This window comes from Roseovarius sp. SK2 (genome assembly GCF_028807495.1).
GTDB classification, from domain to species: domain Bacteria; phylum Pseudomonadota; class Alphaproteobacteria; order Rhodobacterales; family Rhodobacteraceae; genus Roseovarius; species Roseovarius confluentis.
In genome coordinates this window covers 42,703-55,070 of sequence record NZ_JARAMK010000015.1, presented here as the reverse complement: position 1 = coordinate 55,070, position 12,368 = coordinate 42,703, and the positions used below count along the sequence as shown (strand labels likewise).

The following is a 12,368-nucleotide window of genomic DNA, read 5'->3' as shown; positions in this document are numbered from 1 at the left end:
CGGCAGCAAAATCCACTTATACGAAATGGGGCATGGACCTCACAATCGCGTGTGGCAAGATCCGGCCATGTTCGAGGTCGTCGTCACAGCCTGTATTGCGCTTGCCTCTGAGGGGGGCGAACCGACCTGCCGCGACATGCTTCTGGCGAATTACGAGGCTCCCACACAGGCCGAGTGCGAGGCGCAACTGCCCGAACTTTCAAAGACATACGAAGAACCACGCTGTGCCCCCGTTGGCCCGGCGCTCGAGATGACCGAGATCGCACCGGGCGTTTTCGCCCATTTGGGGCGGGTCGAAGAACCAGACACGGACAATCGCGGTGACGTCGCGAATCTCGGCTTTATCGTCGGCCAAGACAGCGTCGCCGTGATCGACACCGGCTCTGCCCGCTGGATCGGCGAGACGCTCTGGCGCGCCATCCGCCAACAGACCGACAAGCCCGTCAGCCATGTGATCCTGACCCACATGCACCCCGATCACGTGCTGGGCACAGATGCCTTCAGCACCACCGCGGCACAGGTTGCCTCCCACGCCGCACTGCCTCGCGCGCTCGCCGACAGGCAGGCCAATTACGCGGAAAGCCTGACGCGCCTGATCGGTCCCGCCTTCATAGGCTCGACCGCGCCAAAGCCCGACATCACCGTGCCGCCCGATACGCCCATGCAGATCGACCTAGGCGGGCGCACCCTTACCCTTCACGCATGGCCGGTGGCCCATACCGGCAATGACCTTACGGTGCTGGACGAAGCGACCGGCACGCTCTTTACCGGCGACCTCGTCTTTCACACGCACACCCCCGCGCTCGATGGCAGCGTCCTCGGGTGGCTCGAAGTTCTGGACCAACTGCAAAAGTGGGAGGTCAGCCGCATCGTCCCGGGGCATGGCGGCCCGGTTCTGGACTGGCCGCAAGGCGCCGAGGGCCAACGCCGCTATCTGGAAACCCTGCGCGACGACACCCGCGCGGCCATTGCAAGAGGCACCCGTCTGGGCGAGGCCGTCACCACGATCGCGGAAAGCGAGGCGGACAAGTGGCAGCTTTTCGAGGCCTACAACCCGCGCAACGCCACCGTCGCCTTCACCGAATTGGAGTGGGAATAGCGCCTATTCCTTTTCCTTCGCCACGCCCTGCAGCATCTGCGCGATGGCAAAGAGCCGCTTTTCAATCAGCTGCGGCGTCTCGCAAAGATACGTGATCGACTGCTGCCGGTCGGAATAGATCACCTGGTCCCAATCCAGCTTTTCCTCCAATTCATCGACGCGGTCAAAATCCGGGTTCTCCGCTTCCAGCGCCGTATCCATCTCCAGCCGCATCTCGTCGATCTTCTCGGCCAGTGCGATCTGCCCCAGAGAGAAATCCGCGATTCCGTTGATGATCTGCGACCGTCGCGTGTTGAGCGACTTGAATGTCTGCGCAAAGGCCCGGCCAAGGTTGGCTTCCGTGTCCTCGGGCCAGCGATCCGTAAACTCTTCGGCCGCCTGCCGCAGCGTGTCCATCTCCAGCCGCCGCACGGCCAAAGTGCCTGCAAGGTCCCTGATTCCCGCCGCCAGCGCCGGATCCTCGACCTCGTCTTCCGGCAACGCGATGGGCCACATCAGCCCCAGCGACAAGGTTTCGACCTTGCGCTGCACGCAAGGCCATGTCGGATCCGAGAAATCTTCCGCCATTGCCGGGGCGGCGGCGCCCAAAAAGCCGGCAAATGCCGTTAAAACAAACGTCCTCATACGATCCTCCCTTGGTCCCATGGGAACACGCCCATCCATCCCCGGCAAGGGTTCACAATGGAATACCAACCAAGGTACTAATTGTGCCGCGGCATTGCCGCCCCCTACCATAGCTTTGAATCACGTGCCTGTCTGCGGCGCGAACGGGAGGAAATACACTATCATGCGCACTAAAGCTGCCGTGGCCCTCGAGGCCGGCAAACCACTGGAAATTATGGAAGTCGAACTCGAAGGCCCCAAGGCCGGCGAGGTTCTGGTGGAAATCAAGGCCACTGGCCTTTGTCACACCGACGAATTCACTCGCTCGGGCGACGACCCCGAAGGCATCTTCCCCGCCATCCTGGGCCATGAGGGCGCCGGCGTGGTGATGGAAGTCGGCGAAGGCGTCACCACGCTCAAGCCCGGCGATCACGTGATCCCGCTTTACACGCCCGAATGCCGTGAATGCGCGTCCTGCCTCTCGGGCAAGACGAATCTCTGCACGGCGATCCGCAATACCCAGGGCCAGGGCCTGATGCCCGACGGCACCACGCGGTTCAAGATGCTGGATGGTACGCCCATCCACCATTACATGGGCTGCTCGACCTTCGCCAACCACACGGTCATGCCCGAAATCGCGCTGGCCAAGGTGCGCGACGACGCGCCCTTCGACAAGATCTGCTATATCGGCTGCGGCGTGACCACCGGCATCGGCGCGGTGATCAACACCGCCGGCGTCGAAATCGGCTCGACCGCCGCGGTGTTCGGTCTCGGCGGCATCGGCCTCAACGTGATCCAGGGCCTGCGCATGGCGGGCTGTGACATGATCATCGGCGTCGACCTGAACGACGATAAGGCCGAGATGGCCAAGAAGTTCGGCATGACCCATTTCGTGAACCCCACCAAGGTCGACAACACGGTCCAGGAGATCGTGAACATGACCAAGCGGGGCAATGATCAGATCGGCGGCGTGGACTATTCCTTTGATGCCACCGGCAACGTGAAGGTGATGCGCGACGCGCTGGAATGCTCGCACCGCGGCTGGGGCTGCTCGGTCATCATCGGCGTGGCCCCCGCGGGCGCCGAGATCTCCACCCGTCCCTTCCAGCTGGTCACCGGTCGGGTCTGGAAAGGCACCGCGTTCGGCGGCGCCAAGGGCCGCACCGACGTTCCGAAATTCGTTGACTGGTACATGGACGGCAAGATCGAGATCGACCCCATGATCACCCACAAGCTGACGCTTGACGAGATCAACCACGGGTTCGAACTGATGCACGAAGGCAAATCGATCCGCGCCGTGGTGGAGTTCTGATTTGTCCCACGAGGTCGTCTCTCAGAACAGGAGCTTCGGCGGCGAACAGATCGTCTACAAGCACAGTTCCAACACATGTGCCTGCGAGATGACCTACGCTGTCTACCAGCCTCCGCAGGCCAAGGATGGCCCGGTTCCGGTGCTTTGGTACCTGTCGGGCCTGACCTGCAACCACGAAAACGCCATGACCAAGGGCGGTTTTCAGGAACACGCAGCGCGGGAAGGCATCGCGCTGGTGTTCCCCGACACCTCGCCCCGGGGCGAGAACGTGGCGGATGACGAGGCGTATGATCTGGGCCAGGGGGCTGGCTTTTACGTCAACGCCACCTGCGACCCGTGGCGGCAGCATTACCGCATGTACGACTACATCGTGAACGAGCTCTACTCGATCATCATGGAAACCCAACCGGTGCAGGACCGTCACGGTATCACCGGGCACTCCATGGGTGGGCACGGTGCCATGACCATCGCCATGCGCAACCCCGACAAGTTCGAGTCGCTCTCGGCCTTCGCGCCCATCGCCAATCCGACCCGCTCGGATTGGGGGCGCAAGCAGCTCAGTGCCTATCTGGGCGACGACGAAAGCACCTGGGCGCAACACGATTCCACGCTGCTGCTGGAAGAACACGGCTGGAAAGGCGACGTGCTGATCGACCAGGGATCGAGCGACCAGTTCCTCGACCTGCTGAAACCCGAGGCGCTGGCCGACACGATGGCCAAACGCCGCCAGCCGGGCCAGATCCGGATCCAACCGGGCTATGACCACTCTTACTTTTTCGTGCAGACCTTCGCTGCCGACCATGTTTCGTGGCACGCCGAACGCCTGCTGCAATGATGTGTGTACTGACACTGTTGACTAGGGAGACATCAACTTGACCATTCGTACCATCCTCGCCGCCAGCATCCTGGCCACCACGCCCGCACTGGGCTTTGCGCAAGACGTCGAAGGCGACGCCGAAGCCGGTGAAAAAGTGTTCCGCAAATGCATGGCCTGCCACGCCGTGGGCGAAGGCGCCAAGAACAAGGTCGGCCCGGTGCTGACCGGCATCGTCGGCTCACCCGTCGCGGCGAATGAAGATTTCGACTATTCCGACGTGCTCGCCGAGATGGGCGCCGAGGGCAAGGAGTGGACGCCGGAAGAACTGGCGGCCTTCCTCGAAAAACCGCGCGACTATGCCAAGGGCACCAAGATGGCCTTCGCCGGTCTGCGCAAGGAAGAAGAAAGAATGAACGTGATCGCGTACCTCGCCTCGACCGGCGAATAACGCGGCACGTCCGAGACGCGGGGGCTCCTCGAAGGAGAGAGCTTGGGACCCCCGCTTTAACGGTCGATAAATCGGCCATTCCAATGCGGCGGAAGACCGCTGCTTTCATGGGAGGACTACAATGAAGAAGCTTATGCTTTTAACTTCGGGTCTGGCGCTCTGCGCTGGCATGGCCGTCGCCAATGACGACCTTGTCACGCAGATGGACGACCCCAGCCAATGGGCGATCCAGACGGGCGACTACAAGAACCAGCGCCATTCCAAGCTGGATACGATCAACAAGGAAAACGTGGGTGACCTGCAGGTCGCGTGGACCTTCTCGACCGGCGTTCTGCGCGGGCACGAAGGCTCGCCGCTCGTCGTGGGCGACACCATGTATGTCCACACGCCTTTCCCGAACATCGTCTACGCGCTCGATCTGGCCGACGAAGGCAAGATCAAGTGGAAGTACGAGCCCAAGCAGGATCCAGACGTCATTCCGGTGATGTGCTGTGACACCGTCAACCGCGGTGTGGCCTATGCCGACGGCAAGATCTTCCTGCACCAGGCCGACACCAAGGTCGTGGCTCTCAATGCCGACGACGGTTCGGTCGAATGGGAAGTCGTCAACGGCGACCCGTCCATCGGCGAGACCAACACCGCGACCGTTCTTCCGGTCAAGGACAAGGTCATCGTCGGCATCTCGGGCGGTGAGTTCGGCGTGCGTGGTCACGTGACCGCCTACAACATGTCGGACGGCAGCCAAGCCTGGCGCGCCTACTCGATGGGCCCTGACGAGGACATCCTCGTGGACCCCGAGAACACGACCCATCTGGGTGAGCCTGTCGGTGAAAACTCCGGCACCAACACCTGGGAAGGCGACCAGTGGCAAATCGGCGGCGGCACCACCTGGGGCTGGTACTCGGCGGATCTCGAAGAGAACCTGATGTACTACGGCACCGGCAACCCGTCGACGTGGAACCCCTCGCAGCGTCCCGGCGACAACCGCTGGTCCATGACAGTCATGGCCCGCGACATCGACACGGGCGAGGCCAAGTGGTTCTACCAGATGACCCCGCATGACGAGTGGGATTACGACGGCGTCAACGAAATGATCCTCACGGAGCAGGAAATTGACGGCGAGGAGCGCAAGCTTCTGACCCACTTCGACCGTAACGGTCTGGCCTACACGATGGACCGTGTGTCGGGTGAACTTCTGGTCGCCGAAAAGTACGACCCGGTCGTGAACTGGACCTCCGGCGTCGACATGGACCCCGAGTCCGACACCTACGGTCGTCCCGAAGTGGTGGCGCAATACTCCACCGAGCAGAACGGCGAAGACGTCAACTCCACCGGCATCTGCCCGGCGGCGCTTGGCACCAAGGACCAACAGCCCGCGGCCTATGACCCGGAAACCCAGCTGTTCCTGGTCCCGACCAACCACGTCTGCATGGACTACGAACCGTTCCGCGTCAGCTACACCGCAGGTCAGCCCTATGTGGGCGCGACCCTGTCGATGTACCCTGCCCCGGATAGCCATGGCGGCATGGGCAACTTCATCGCCTGGGATAACATCAACGGCGAAATCAAGTGGTCCAACCCCGAGCAGTTCTCGGTCTGGTCCGGTGCTCTGACCACCGCCGGTGGCATCACCTTCTACGGTACGCTCGAGGGCTACCTGAAGGCGGTCGACACCTCCACGGGTGAGGAACTCTACAAGTTCCGCACACCCTCGGGCATCATCGGCAACGTGATGACCTACGAGCGTGAAGGCAAACAGTATGTCGCCGTCCTCTCGGGCGTCGGTGGCTGGGCCGGCATCGGTCTCGCGGCCGGTCTGACCAACCCCAATGACGGTCTGGGCGCCGTGGGTGGCTACGCCGCTCTCAGCGACTACACTGCACTGGGTGGCCAGCTGACCGTGTTCGCTCTGCCGGACTAAGGTTTACGCAACAGCCGGGGCCGGTCCTCCTTCGGGAAGGCCGGCCCCGTGCCCAAGATAAACAACGCATTATCAGTACCCGAAACAGGAAAGGTATGACCGCATCATGAGCACCGGACTCCGCTTGACACTCGCCTCGGCCCTGGTCGCACTGCCGATCACCGCCTCGGCTCAGAACTGGAGCGATCAGCCGGTCGATCCTGCAAACCACGATGAGACCGTCGCCTACGAAGAAGGCGGGCGCTACTTCAACGAGGAAGATCTGCCCACATACAACGTGGCCGAAGACGGCACCGTCGACTGGCTGACCTTCTCGGGCTTCCGCCGCTATCACGCCGAATGCCACGTCTGCCACGGCCCCGATGGCGAAGGCTCGTCCTACGCCCCCAAAGTCAAGAATTCCGCCGTCCACATGGGCTATTACGACTTCTACGATGTTGTCGTGAACGGCCGTGGCAACGGCAACTCCGTCATGCCCCACTTCGGCGACAACCCGAACGTGATGTGCTATCTCGACGACATCTACGTCTATCTCAAGGCTCGCGGCATGGAGGCCGTCCCGCGCGGACGCCCCGGCTCGAAAGAAGCCAAGTCAGAATCGATCCAAGAGGATGAAGATGCCTGCATGGGCTAAATCCGCAGCATTGCGCGCCGCCGCCCGCCTCACCGGGTCGGCGGCGCTTTGCTTTTCGGCGCTGATGATGTCCGGGCCGGCGACGGCCCAGACTTCCGATCTCGTGTCGCAGAACGCCCTGCGCGTCTGCGCGGATCCGGCCAATTACCCCATGTCCACCAAGGAGGGCACGGGGTACGAGAACAAGCTGGCCGAGCTGATCGCGTCCAAGCTGGACCTGCCGGTGCAATACACCTGGTATCCGCAGGCCACGGGGTTCATCCGCAACACGCTGAAGGTCAAGCGCTGCGACATCGTGATGGGCTACGCCCAGGGCCACGAACTGGTGCTGAACACCAACCACTACTTCAGCTCGGTCTACACCCTGATCGTCCCGCAGGACAGCCCGCTCGCCTCGGTCGAGACCCTCACCGACGACGCTCTGAAGGGCGCCCGCATCGGCATCATCGCCGGCACGCCGCCGTCTGCGCATCTCGCCCGGCACGGGCTGATCGGCAAGGCCAAGCCTTACAACCTCGTCGTCGACCGCCGGCACGAGAACCCGGCGATCAACATGCTCGACGATCTCAAGGCCGGCGACACCGACGCCGCCATCCTCTGGGGCCCGCTCGGCGGCCCGCTGGTCAAGGCGGATTACCCCGGCATGAAGGTGATCCCCCTCATCAACGAGGAACTGCCCCCGCGCCTGTTTTTCCGCATCACGATGGGCGTGCGCCAGGGCGAAAAGGTCTGGCAGCGCGAGCTGAATTCGCTCATCCGCCGCCACCAGGACGAGATCAATGCGCTTCTGGTCGAGGCCGGCGTGCCACTGGTCAGCGACATGGGCAATGAGATGCTGGAAACGGGCCAGTGAAACAGCTCTTGGTGGCCCTCGCCCTCGCGGCCGGGGCCGCCAGCGCAGCCACCGCCCAGGACGTGGCTGAACCTTCCGACTACCGCATGGACCACTACCGCGCCCCGGTGCCTGCCACGCTTGAGGGCGGCACCGTCATCGACGCGGAAGAGGCGCACGCCCTGTGGGAAACAGGCGAAGCCGCCTTCATCGACGTCCTCCCCCGCGCGCCGAAACCCGAGAACCTGCCCGAAGGCACCATCTGGCGCGACAAGCCCCGCCCCAGCATCCCGGGCGCGGTCTGGTTGCCCAATGTAGGCTACGGTGCGCTGGCCGACGTCACCGCCACCTATTTCCGCGACGGGCTGGATCACGCCACCGGGGGCGACCCCGACCGCCCGGTCGTTTTCTTCTGCCTCGCCGAGTGCTGGATGAGCTGGAACGCCGCGAAACGCGCAATCGAATGGAACCATTCGCAGGTCTATTGGTTCCCCGATGGTACGGACGGGTGGGCGTTTCAGGATTTTCCATTGGAAGAAGTTGAGCCGTTCCCCAACCCCTGACGGGCGAATACGCGCCGGAAATTTGCCGTTTGGCCGGGTCGTCCCATATGGTTTGAAAGCGACTCGCGCATCGAAAACACTAAGACCTGGGAGTGGAAACATTGAATGACAAGTTGATTTACGGGGTTCTGATCGCGGCCGTGGCCGTGCTTTTGGCCGTTGCCGCCCTGCGCCCGAGACCCGAACCGCTGGGCGATCAGACAGCCCAAGCCAGCACCGAAACCTCCGAGGAGGAGACCGCGTCTGCCGAAGGTGACAGCGAAACCTCCGGGGAAGAAACCGCAGCCGCTGAAGGCGAAAGTTCCCAGGAAGAAGCCGCTTCTGCCGAAGGCGACAGCGCAGGTTCCGAAGAACAGGCCGCATCCTCAGAGAGCGACAGCGAAGGCTCTGAAGAGCAAGCCGCCTCCTCCGAGAGTGACAGCGAAGGCTCCGAAGAGCAGGCAGCCTCCTCCGAGAGCGACAGCGAAGGCTCCGAAGAGCAGACCGCATCTTCCGAGAGCGACAGCGTAGGCTCCGAAGAGCAGGCCGCATCTTCCGAGAGCGACAGCGAAGGCTCAGAGGAGCAAGCCGCCTCTTCCGAGAGCGACAGCGAAGGTTCCGAAGAGCAAGCCGCCTCTTCCGAGAGCGACAGCGAAGGCTCTGAAGAGCAGGCAGCCTCCTCCGAGAGCGGCAGCGAAGGTTCCGAAGAGCAAGCCGCCTCTTCCGAGAGCGACAGCGAAGGTTCCGAAGAGCAAGCCGCCTCTTCCGAGAGCGACAGCGAAGGTTCCGAAGAGCAAGCCGCCTCTTCCGAGAGCGACAGCGAAGGCTCCGAGGAGCAAACCGCATCCTCCGAAAGCGACAGCGAAGGCTCCGAAGAGCAAGCCGCCTCTTCCGAGAGTGGCAGCGAAGGTTCCGAAGAGCAGGCCGCATCCTCCGAGAGCGGCAGCGAAGACTCCGAAGGCACGCAATCCAGCGCAGACAAGATCGCCGCGCTTGAGGAACGTGTGGCCGCGCTCGAGGCTCAGCTCAGCGAAGGTGGCTCAGGCTCCAGCGACAGTGGCTCCTCGTCGGGTGAAGACACCGAAACCTTCGGCGTCGGCTCTACCGCGATGCTGAACGACGGCGACATCCGCATCTTCGTCAGTTCGATTGCCGACGATACCGTGCGCTTCGCCGTAAATGGTTTCAACGTGCAATCCGCAGAATCCGGCTCCGAAGTTGAGCTTGAGAACGGCTGCACGCTGACCGTCGAAAGCGTCGAGAACAAGACCGCGCGCTTCGCCGCGGCCTGCGAGTAAAGACAAAAGACAGGCCCTGGGCGCATCATGTGCCCGGGGCCGCCCTTTCTTAATATCCGGTCAGTTTCTTGTGCGCGTGGGTCACGGTGCCATCGGTGTCCGTCATCGTCACATCCACCGCCTGCGCCCGGCTCGGCACCGATAGCGCCACCTGCGGGTTTTCCGACAGAGATATCGACCCCGTCATCTCGACATATCCCGCACCATCCAGGTCGATCTCCACCGTCTCGACATAGCGCATGGGCAAGAACAGCAGCGTGATCTGGTCCATCTGCATCCCCGAATGCGACGGGTGCGAAATGTCCACGTCCATCCGGTTCAGCCGATTGGCCAGCTTGTCCGCCGCACTTTGCCCCAGACCGGTCAACCGCCCGGCCAGTTCGATCTCCATCTGTCCCAGCGTTTCAAGCGCCAGCTTCGGATCGGTCCCCGGCGGGGCCGCACAGGCGCCCTGCCCCGAGGTCTTGACGAAGGCCTCAGAGACGAAGAGCCGCCCATCGGTCGTCTCGGCCACGACATGCATCGGCGTCGGCCCATTGATCCGCATGGTCACGTCGAAAAAGAACGCCGGCAGCGGCGCATCCAGGTCAAAGACGGCCGACACCGGCATCGGGTTCTCGTCGATCACCAGCGTCACGCTGGCAATCTCGGCCCCTTCCGGCGCCACCACCTGCGCCGCCAGCTGCGTGCGCGCATCGTTGCCCGTCCGGTAAGGCGCGTCGATGGCGATCACTTCGGCGCCGTCCAAGAGCGCCCGCTCGCCATACATCTCGGCGCTCAGATCCTCCCAGGTGCCCGCCAGCGCCGGCACAGCCATCACGCATAGCGCACTCAACGCGCGTATGGGTGTTCCAATCATTCCGTGTCTCCTCCCGACAGGAATATGCCAAAGGCCCGCGGCCCGTCGCATGTCTCGACGTCATATACCACGTCCAGAGTTTGTGCGTCCATCACGGTCACCGTGTTCTCGAACCAGTTGGCAAAGACCACATGTGCGCCGTCCGCCGTGGCGTCGATCCCTTCGGGATATTCCCCGACGCTGACCTCCTCGACCGGCTCCAGCGTGTCCAGGTCGATCACGCTCAGGGTGTTGGCATACTGGTTGGTCACAAAAGCCCGTCCGCTTGCAAAGGCGACGCCGTAAGGCCGTTCTCCCACCGGTACCGTGGCCAAAACCTTGCCCACGGACGCATCCACGACGCTCACGTCATTGCTGCCCACGTTACCCACCAACAGCCGCCCATCGGGTGCAAAGCCAAGCCCGTAGGGCCGCACGCCCACGCCGACACGGTGCAACAACTCCAAAGTCTCTGCATCCCAGACCGACACCCTGTCGGCATCCTTCTCGGCACTGGCCAGAAACCGCCCATCTTCCGACAGCGCGATCCCCGCCGGCTCCGCCCCGGTCTCGAGCTCCTGCAAGACCTCGAGGCTTTCGGCGTCCAAAACCCAAAGCCGCGCATTGTACCAGTCCGACACGAACAGCCGCCCGCGCGCCGCATCCAGCGCCACGCCGGTCGGCCCGCCATCCAGCACCGTTTCGGTCAAAAGCCTGCCGGTGAGCGTGAAACGCCGCACGGTCTTGGTATCCGGGGAGACGGAATAGACCGCATCACCACCAACGGCGACCCCGGCAGGCTTGCCCGCCACGTCCCAGCGATCAACCTCGACCCCTCGGGCCACGTCGATCACGCTCAACGCATCAGCAGGCTGACAGGTGACAAAGGCGGTCTGCCCGGCCACCGGCGTGGCCAGGCAAAGCGCCAGCGCATTAAGAGCCCGGCGCACCGAACCGCTCGGTCAGGGCATCCAGCCCCGCCTGGTAGACGCCGCTGACAGCTGCAATCGCCGCCTCGTCATTCAGTTCGGGCGGCGGATCGTTGTTCGGATAGCCGCGATAGAACGCGCCCCGCCATTCCACGATCGACCCGCCCCCGTCACGCGGCTTCACCGTCAGGTGCGACGAGTAATTCGTCACCGGCAGCGTCTCGACCGCCACCTCGGTGATCCGGTAGGAATAGCTCATCTTCTCGTCGCTGTACTTGTAGAGGATCTCGTCGATGGTCGGCCCACCGTCCTCGCCCAGCGTCAGAACCCGCGTGGCGTCGATCTCGTTGCCGCCCTCGCCTTCCGTCGAATGCACCGCCGGGTGCCAGGACATGTCCTGGAAATTCCCGATCGCCTCCCAGACCTCGGCCGGGTCCGCCGCCACCTCGGTGGTCAGCGTCACCTTCTGCCGCGTCGGCCCGTGCGCCAGCGCCATACCCGGCAGCATCAGCGCCGTCAGGCTGGCCATGAACACTCGTCTTCTCATGTATCTTCCTCCCTGAAGATTCGGTTTTTCAAGATTTGTCGCATCCCCCGCGCCCAGATCTCGTCGGTGCTGCCGCGCACGCTGACGCTGCCGCCCTTCACGATCTCGCCACTGGTGCCATCCTTCAACTGCACCGCGATGGACACAAGAACAGGCGACACCATGTTGACCTCGCCCACCAGGATGAACTCCGCGCCCAGCGTCTTGGCCATGCGAATATCGCATCCGTAACAGCTCGCCGGGTTGCTCACGCGCTCCAACTCCTCCGCCACCGGCGCAAGGTCCAAAAGCGTATAACCTTCCGCCTCGAATCGCTCCGTCAGCATCCCTTCCAGCATCTCCACGCGGGCCAGGTCCGCATCGTCCGGCCCAGCGGCCACCAGCGACGAAGATTGTGTCGTCTGGTCCGAACTGTCGTCTAGATGAAGCCCGAAAAAGGCCACCTCCCCTTGCGCGTACGCAGCCGGGGCGAAAGCCAGGAACAGGAACAATATCAATCGCATACAGACGTTCTTAGAAGTTAAGAGTCGCCCTTCATTCTGCGTTGC

At 63.0% G+C, this 12,368-nt stretch carries 14 protein-coding genes; 9 read left to right on the top strand and 5 right to left on the bottom strand.

The features are described from left to right. The first annotated feature begins 67 nt into the window (after positions 1–67). Positions 68–1,099 (top strand): quinoprotein relay system zinc metallohydrolase 2, encoded by a 1,032-nt coding sequence (locus tag PVV74_RS21300; protein ID WP_274594569.1) that lies wholly within the window; start codon positions 68–70, stop codon positions 1,097–1,099. A 3-nt stretch (positions 1,100–1,102) separates the two neighbouring features. Here PVV74_RS21300 and PVV74_RS21295 read toward each other — a convergent pair whose 3' ends face one another. After that, positions 1,103–1,723 carry a hypothetical protein gene (locus PVV74_RS21295; RefSeq protein ID WP_103764938.1) on the bottom strand — a complete coding sequence of 207 codons (621 nt, stop codon included), beginning with the start codon at positions 1,721–1,723 and terminating at the stop codon, positions 1,103–1,105. A gap of 163 nt (positions 1,724–1,886) precedes the next feature. Between PVV74_RS21295 and PVV74_RS21290 the strand changes: the two genes are divergently transcribed. The 8 genes from PVV74_RS21290 to PVV74_RS21255 all read left to right on the top strand — a co-directional run bounded on the left by PVV74_RS21290 (position 1,887) and on the right by PVV74_RS21255 (position 9,506). Continuing rightward, on the top strand, positions 1,887–3,014 hold the full coding sequence (locus PVV74_RS21290) for an S-(hydroxymethyl)glutathione dehydrogenase/class III alcohol dehydrogenase (protein WP_103764937.1): 1,128 nt from the start codon (positions 1,887–1,889) through the stop codon (positions 3,012–3,014). Position 3,015: 1 nt separating this feature from the next. Then, on the top strand, positions 3,016–3,849 hold the full coding sequence (gene fghA / locus PVV74_RS21285) for an S-formylglutathione hydrolase (protein ID WP_103764936.1): 834 nt from the start codon (positions 3,016–3,018) through the stop codon (positions 3,847–3,849). Between the two features lie 37 nt (positions 3,850–3,886). Then, the gene (locus PVV74_RS21280) at positions 3,887–4,279 is read left to right on the top strand and encodes a c-type cytochrome (RefSeq protein WP_371931651.1); all 393 of its coding nucleotides are present in this window, start codon (positions 3,887–3,889) and stop codon (positions 4,277–4,279) included. Between the two features lie 121 nt (positions 4,280–4,400). Then, complete coding sequence (locus tag PVV74_RS21275) at positions 4,401–6,200, top strand: methanol/ethanol family PQQ-dependent dehydrogenase (RefSeq protein ID WP_274594568.1); 1,800 nt, start codon at positions 4,401–4,403, stop codon at positions 6,198–6,200. Between the two features lie 106 nt (positions 6,201–6,306). After that, positions 6,307–6,834, top strand: a complete 528-nt coding sequence (locus tag PVV74_RS21270) for a c-type cytochrome, methanol metabolism-related (protein ID WP_103764934.1) — start codon at positions 6,307–6,309, stop codon at positions 6,832–6,834. Further along, positions 6,818–7,687, top strand: a complete 870-nt coding sequence (locus PVV74_RS21265; protein ID WP_425061893.1) for a substrate-binding domain-containing protein — start codon at positions 6,818–6,820, stop codon at positions 7,685–7,687. Before PVV74_RS21270 ends, PVV74_RS21265 begins: the two co-directional genes overlap by 17 nt. Beyond that, complete coding sequence (locus PVV74_RS21260; protein ID WP_371931649.1) at positions 7,684–8,229, top strand: PQQ-dependent catabolism-associated CXXCW motif protein; 546 nt, start codon at positions 7,684–7,686, stop codon at positions 8,227–8,229. Before PVV74_RS21265 ends, PVV74_RS21260 begins: the two co-directional genes overlap by 4 nt. A 101-nt stretch (positions 8,230–8,330) precedes the next feature. Next, the gene (locus PVV74_RS21255) at positions 8,331–9,506 is read left to right on the top strand and encodes a hypothetical protein (protein ID WP_274594567.1); all 1,176 of its coding nucleotides are present in this window, start codon (positions 8,331–8,333) and stop codon (positions 9,504–9,506) included. A gap of 49 nt (positions 9,507–9,555) precedes the next feature. Here the strand turns inward: PVV74_RS21255 and PVV74_RS21250 are convergent, their stop codons facing one another. Genes PVV74_RS21250 through PVV74_RS21235 form a run of 4 tightly spaced genes read right to left on the bottom strand, consistent with a single transcriptional unit; the run spans position 9,556 to position 12,323 of the window. Then, positions 9,556–10,365, bottom strand: a complete 810-nt coding sequence (locus PVV74_RS21250) for a quinoprotein dehydrogenase-associated SoxYZ-like carrier (RefSeq protein WP_274594566.1) — start codon at positions 10,363–10,365, stop codon at positions 9,556–9,558. Further along, positions 10,362–11,294: a YVTN family beta-propeller repeat protein gene (locus PVV74_RS21245; protein ID WP_103764931.1), complete on the bottom strand. Its 933-nt coding sequence runs from the start codon at positions 11,292–11,294 to the stop codon at positions 10,362–10,364. Before PVV74_RS21245 ends, PVV74_RS21250 begins: the two co-directional genes overlap by 4 nt. Further along, positions 11,278–11,820, bottom strand: coding sequence for an SRPBCC family protein (locus PVV74_RS21240; protein WP_103764930.1), 543 nt, complete (start codon positions 11,818–11,820; stop codon positions 11,278–11,280). Before PVV74_RS21240 ends, PVV74_RS21245 begins: the two co-directional genes overlap by 17 nt. Then, entirely contained in the window at positions 11,817–12,323 is a 507-nt protein-coding gene (locus tag PVV74_RS21235) for a DUF3280 domain-containing protein (protein WP_274594565.1), read from the bottom strand. Before PVV74_RS21235 ends, PVV74_RS21240 begins: the two co-directional genes overlap by 4 nt. Positions 12,324–12,368: the final 45 nt, after the last annotated feature.

What these genes read in the sequence shown, in the direction of transcription:
- PVV74_RS21265 (WP_425061893.1), top strand. Translation starts at nt 6,818, where the DNA reads ATGCCTGCATGGGCTAAATCCGCAGCATTGCGCGCCGCCGCCCGCCTC.
- PVV74_RS21240 (WP_103764930.1), bottom strand. Translation starts at nt 11,820, where the DNA reads ATGAGAAGACGAGTGTTCATGGCCAGCCTGACGGCGCTGATGCTGCCG.
- PVV74_RS21295 (WP_103764938.1), bottom strand. Translation starts at nt 1,723, where the DNA reads ATGAGGACGTTTGTTTTAACGGCATTTGCCGGCTTTTTGGGCGCCGCC.
- PVV74_RS21300 (WP_274594569.1), top strand. Translation starts at nt 68, where the DNA reads ATGTTCGAGGTCGTCGTCACAGCCTGTATTGCGCTTGCCTCTGAGGGG.
- PVV74_RS21250 (WP_274594566.1), bottom strand. Translation starts at nt 10,365, where the DNA reads ATGATTGGAACACCCATACGCGCGTTGAGTGCGCTATGCGTGATGGCT.
- PVV74_RS21270 (WP_103764934.1), top strand. Translation starts at nt 6,307, where the DNA reads ATGAGCACCGGACTCCGCTTGACACTCGCCTCGGCCCTGGTCGCACTG.
- PVV74_RS21275 (WP_274594568.1), top strand. Translation starts at nt 4,401, where the DNA reads ATGAAGAAGCTTATGCTTTTAACTTCGGGTCTGGCGCTCTGCGCTGGC.
- PVV74_RS21290 (WP_103764937.1), top strand. Translation starts at nt 1,887, where the DNA reads ATGCGCACTAAAGCTGCCGTGGCCCTCGAGGCCGGCAAACCACTGGAA.
- PVV74_RS21235 (WP_274594565.1), bottom strand. Translation starts at nt 12,323, where the DNA reads ATGCGATTGATATTGTTCCTGTTCCTGGCTTTCGCCCCGGCTGCGTAC.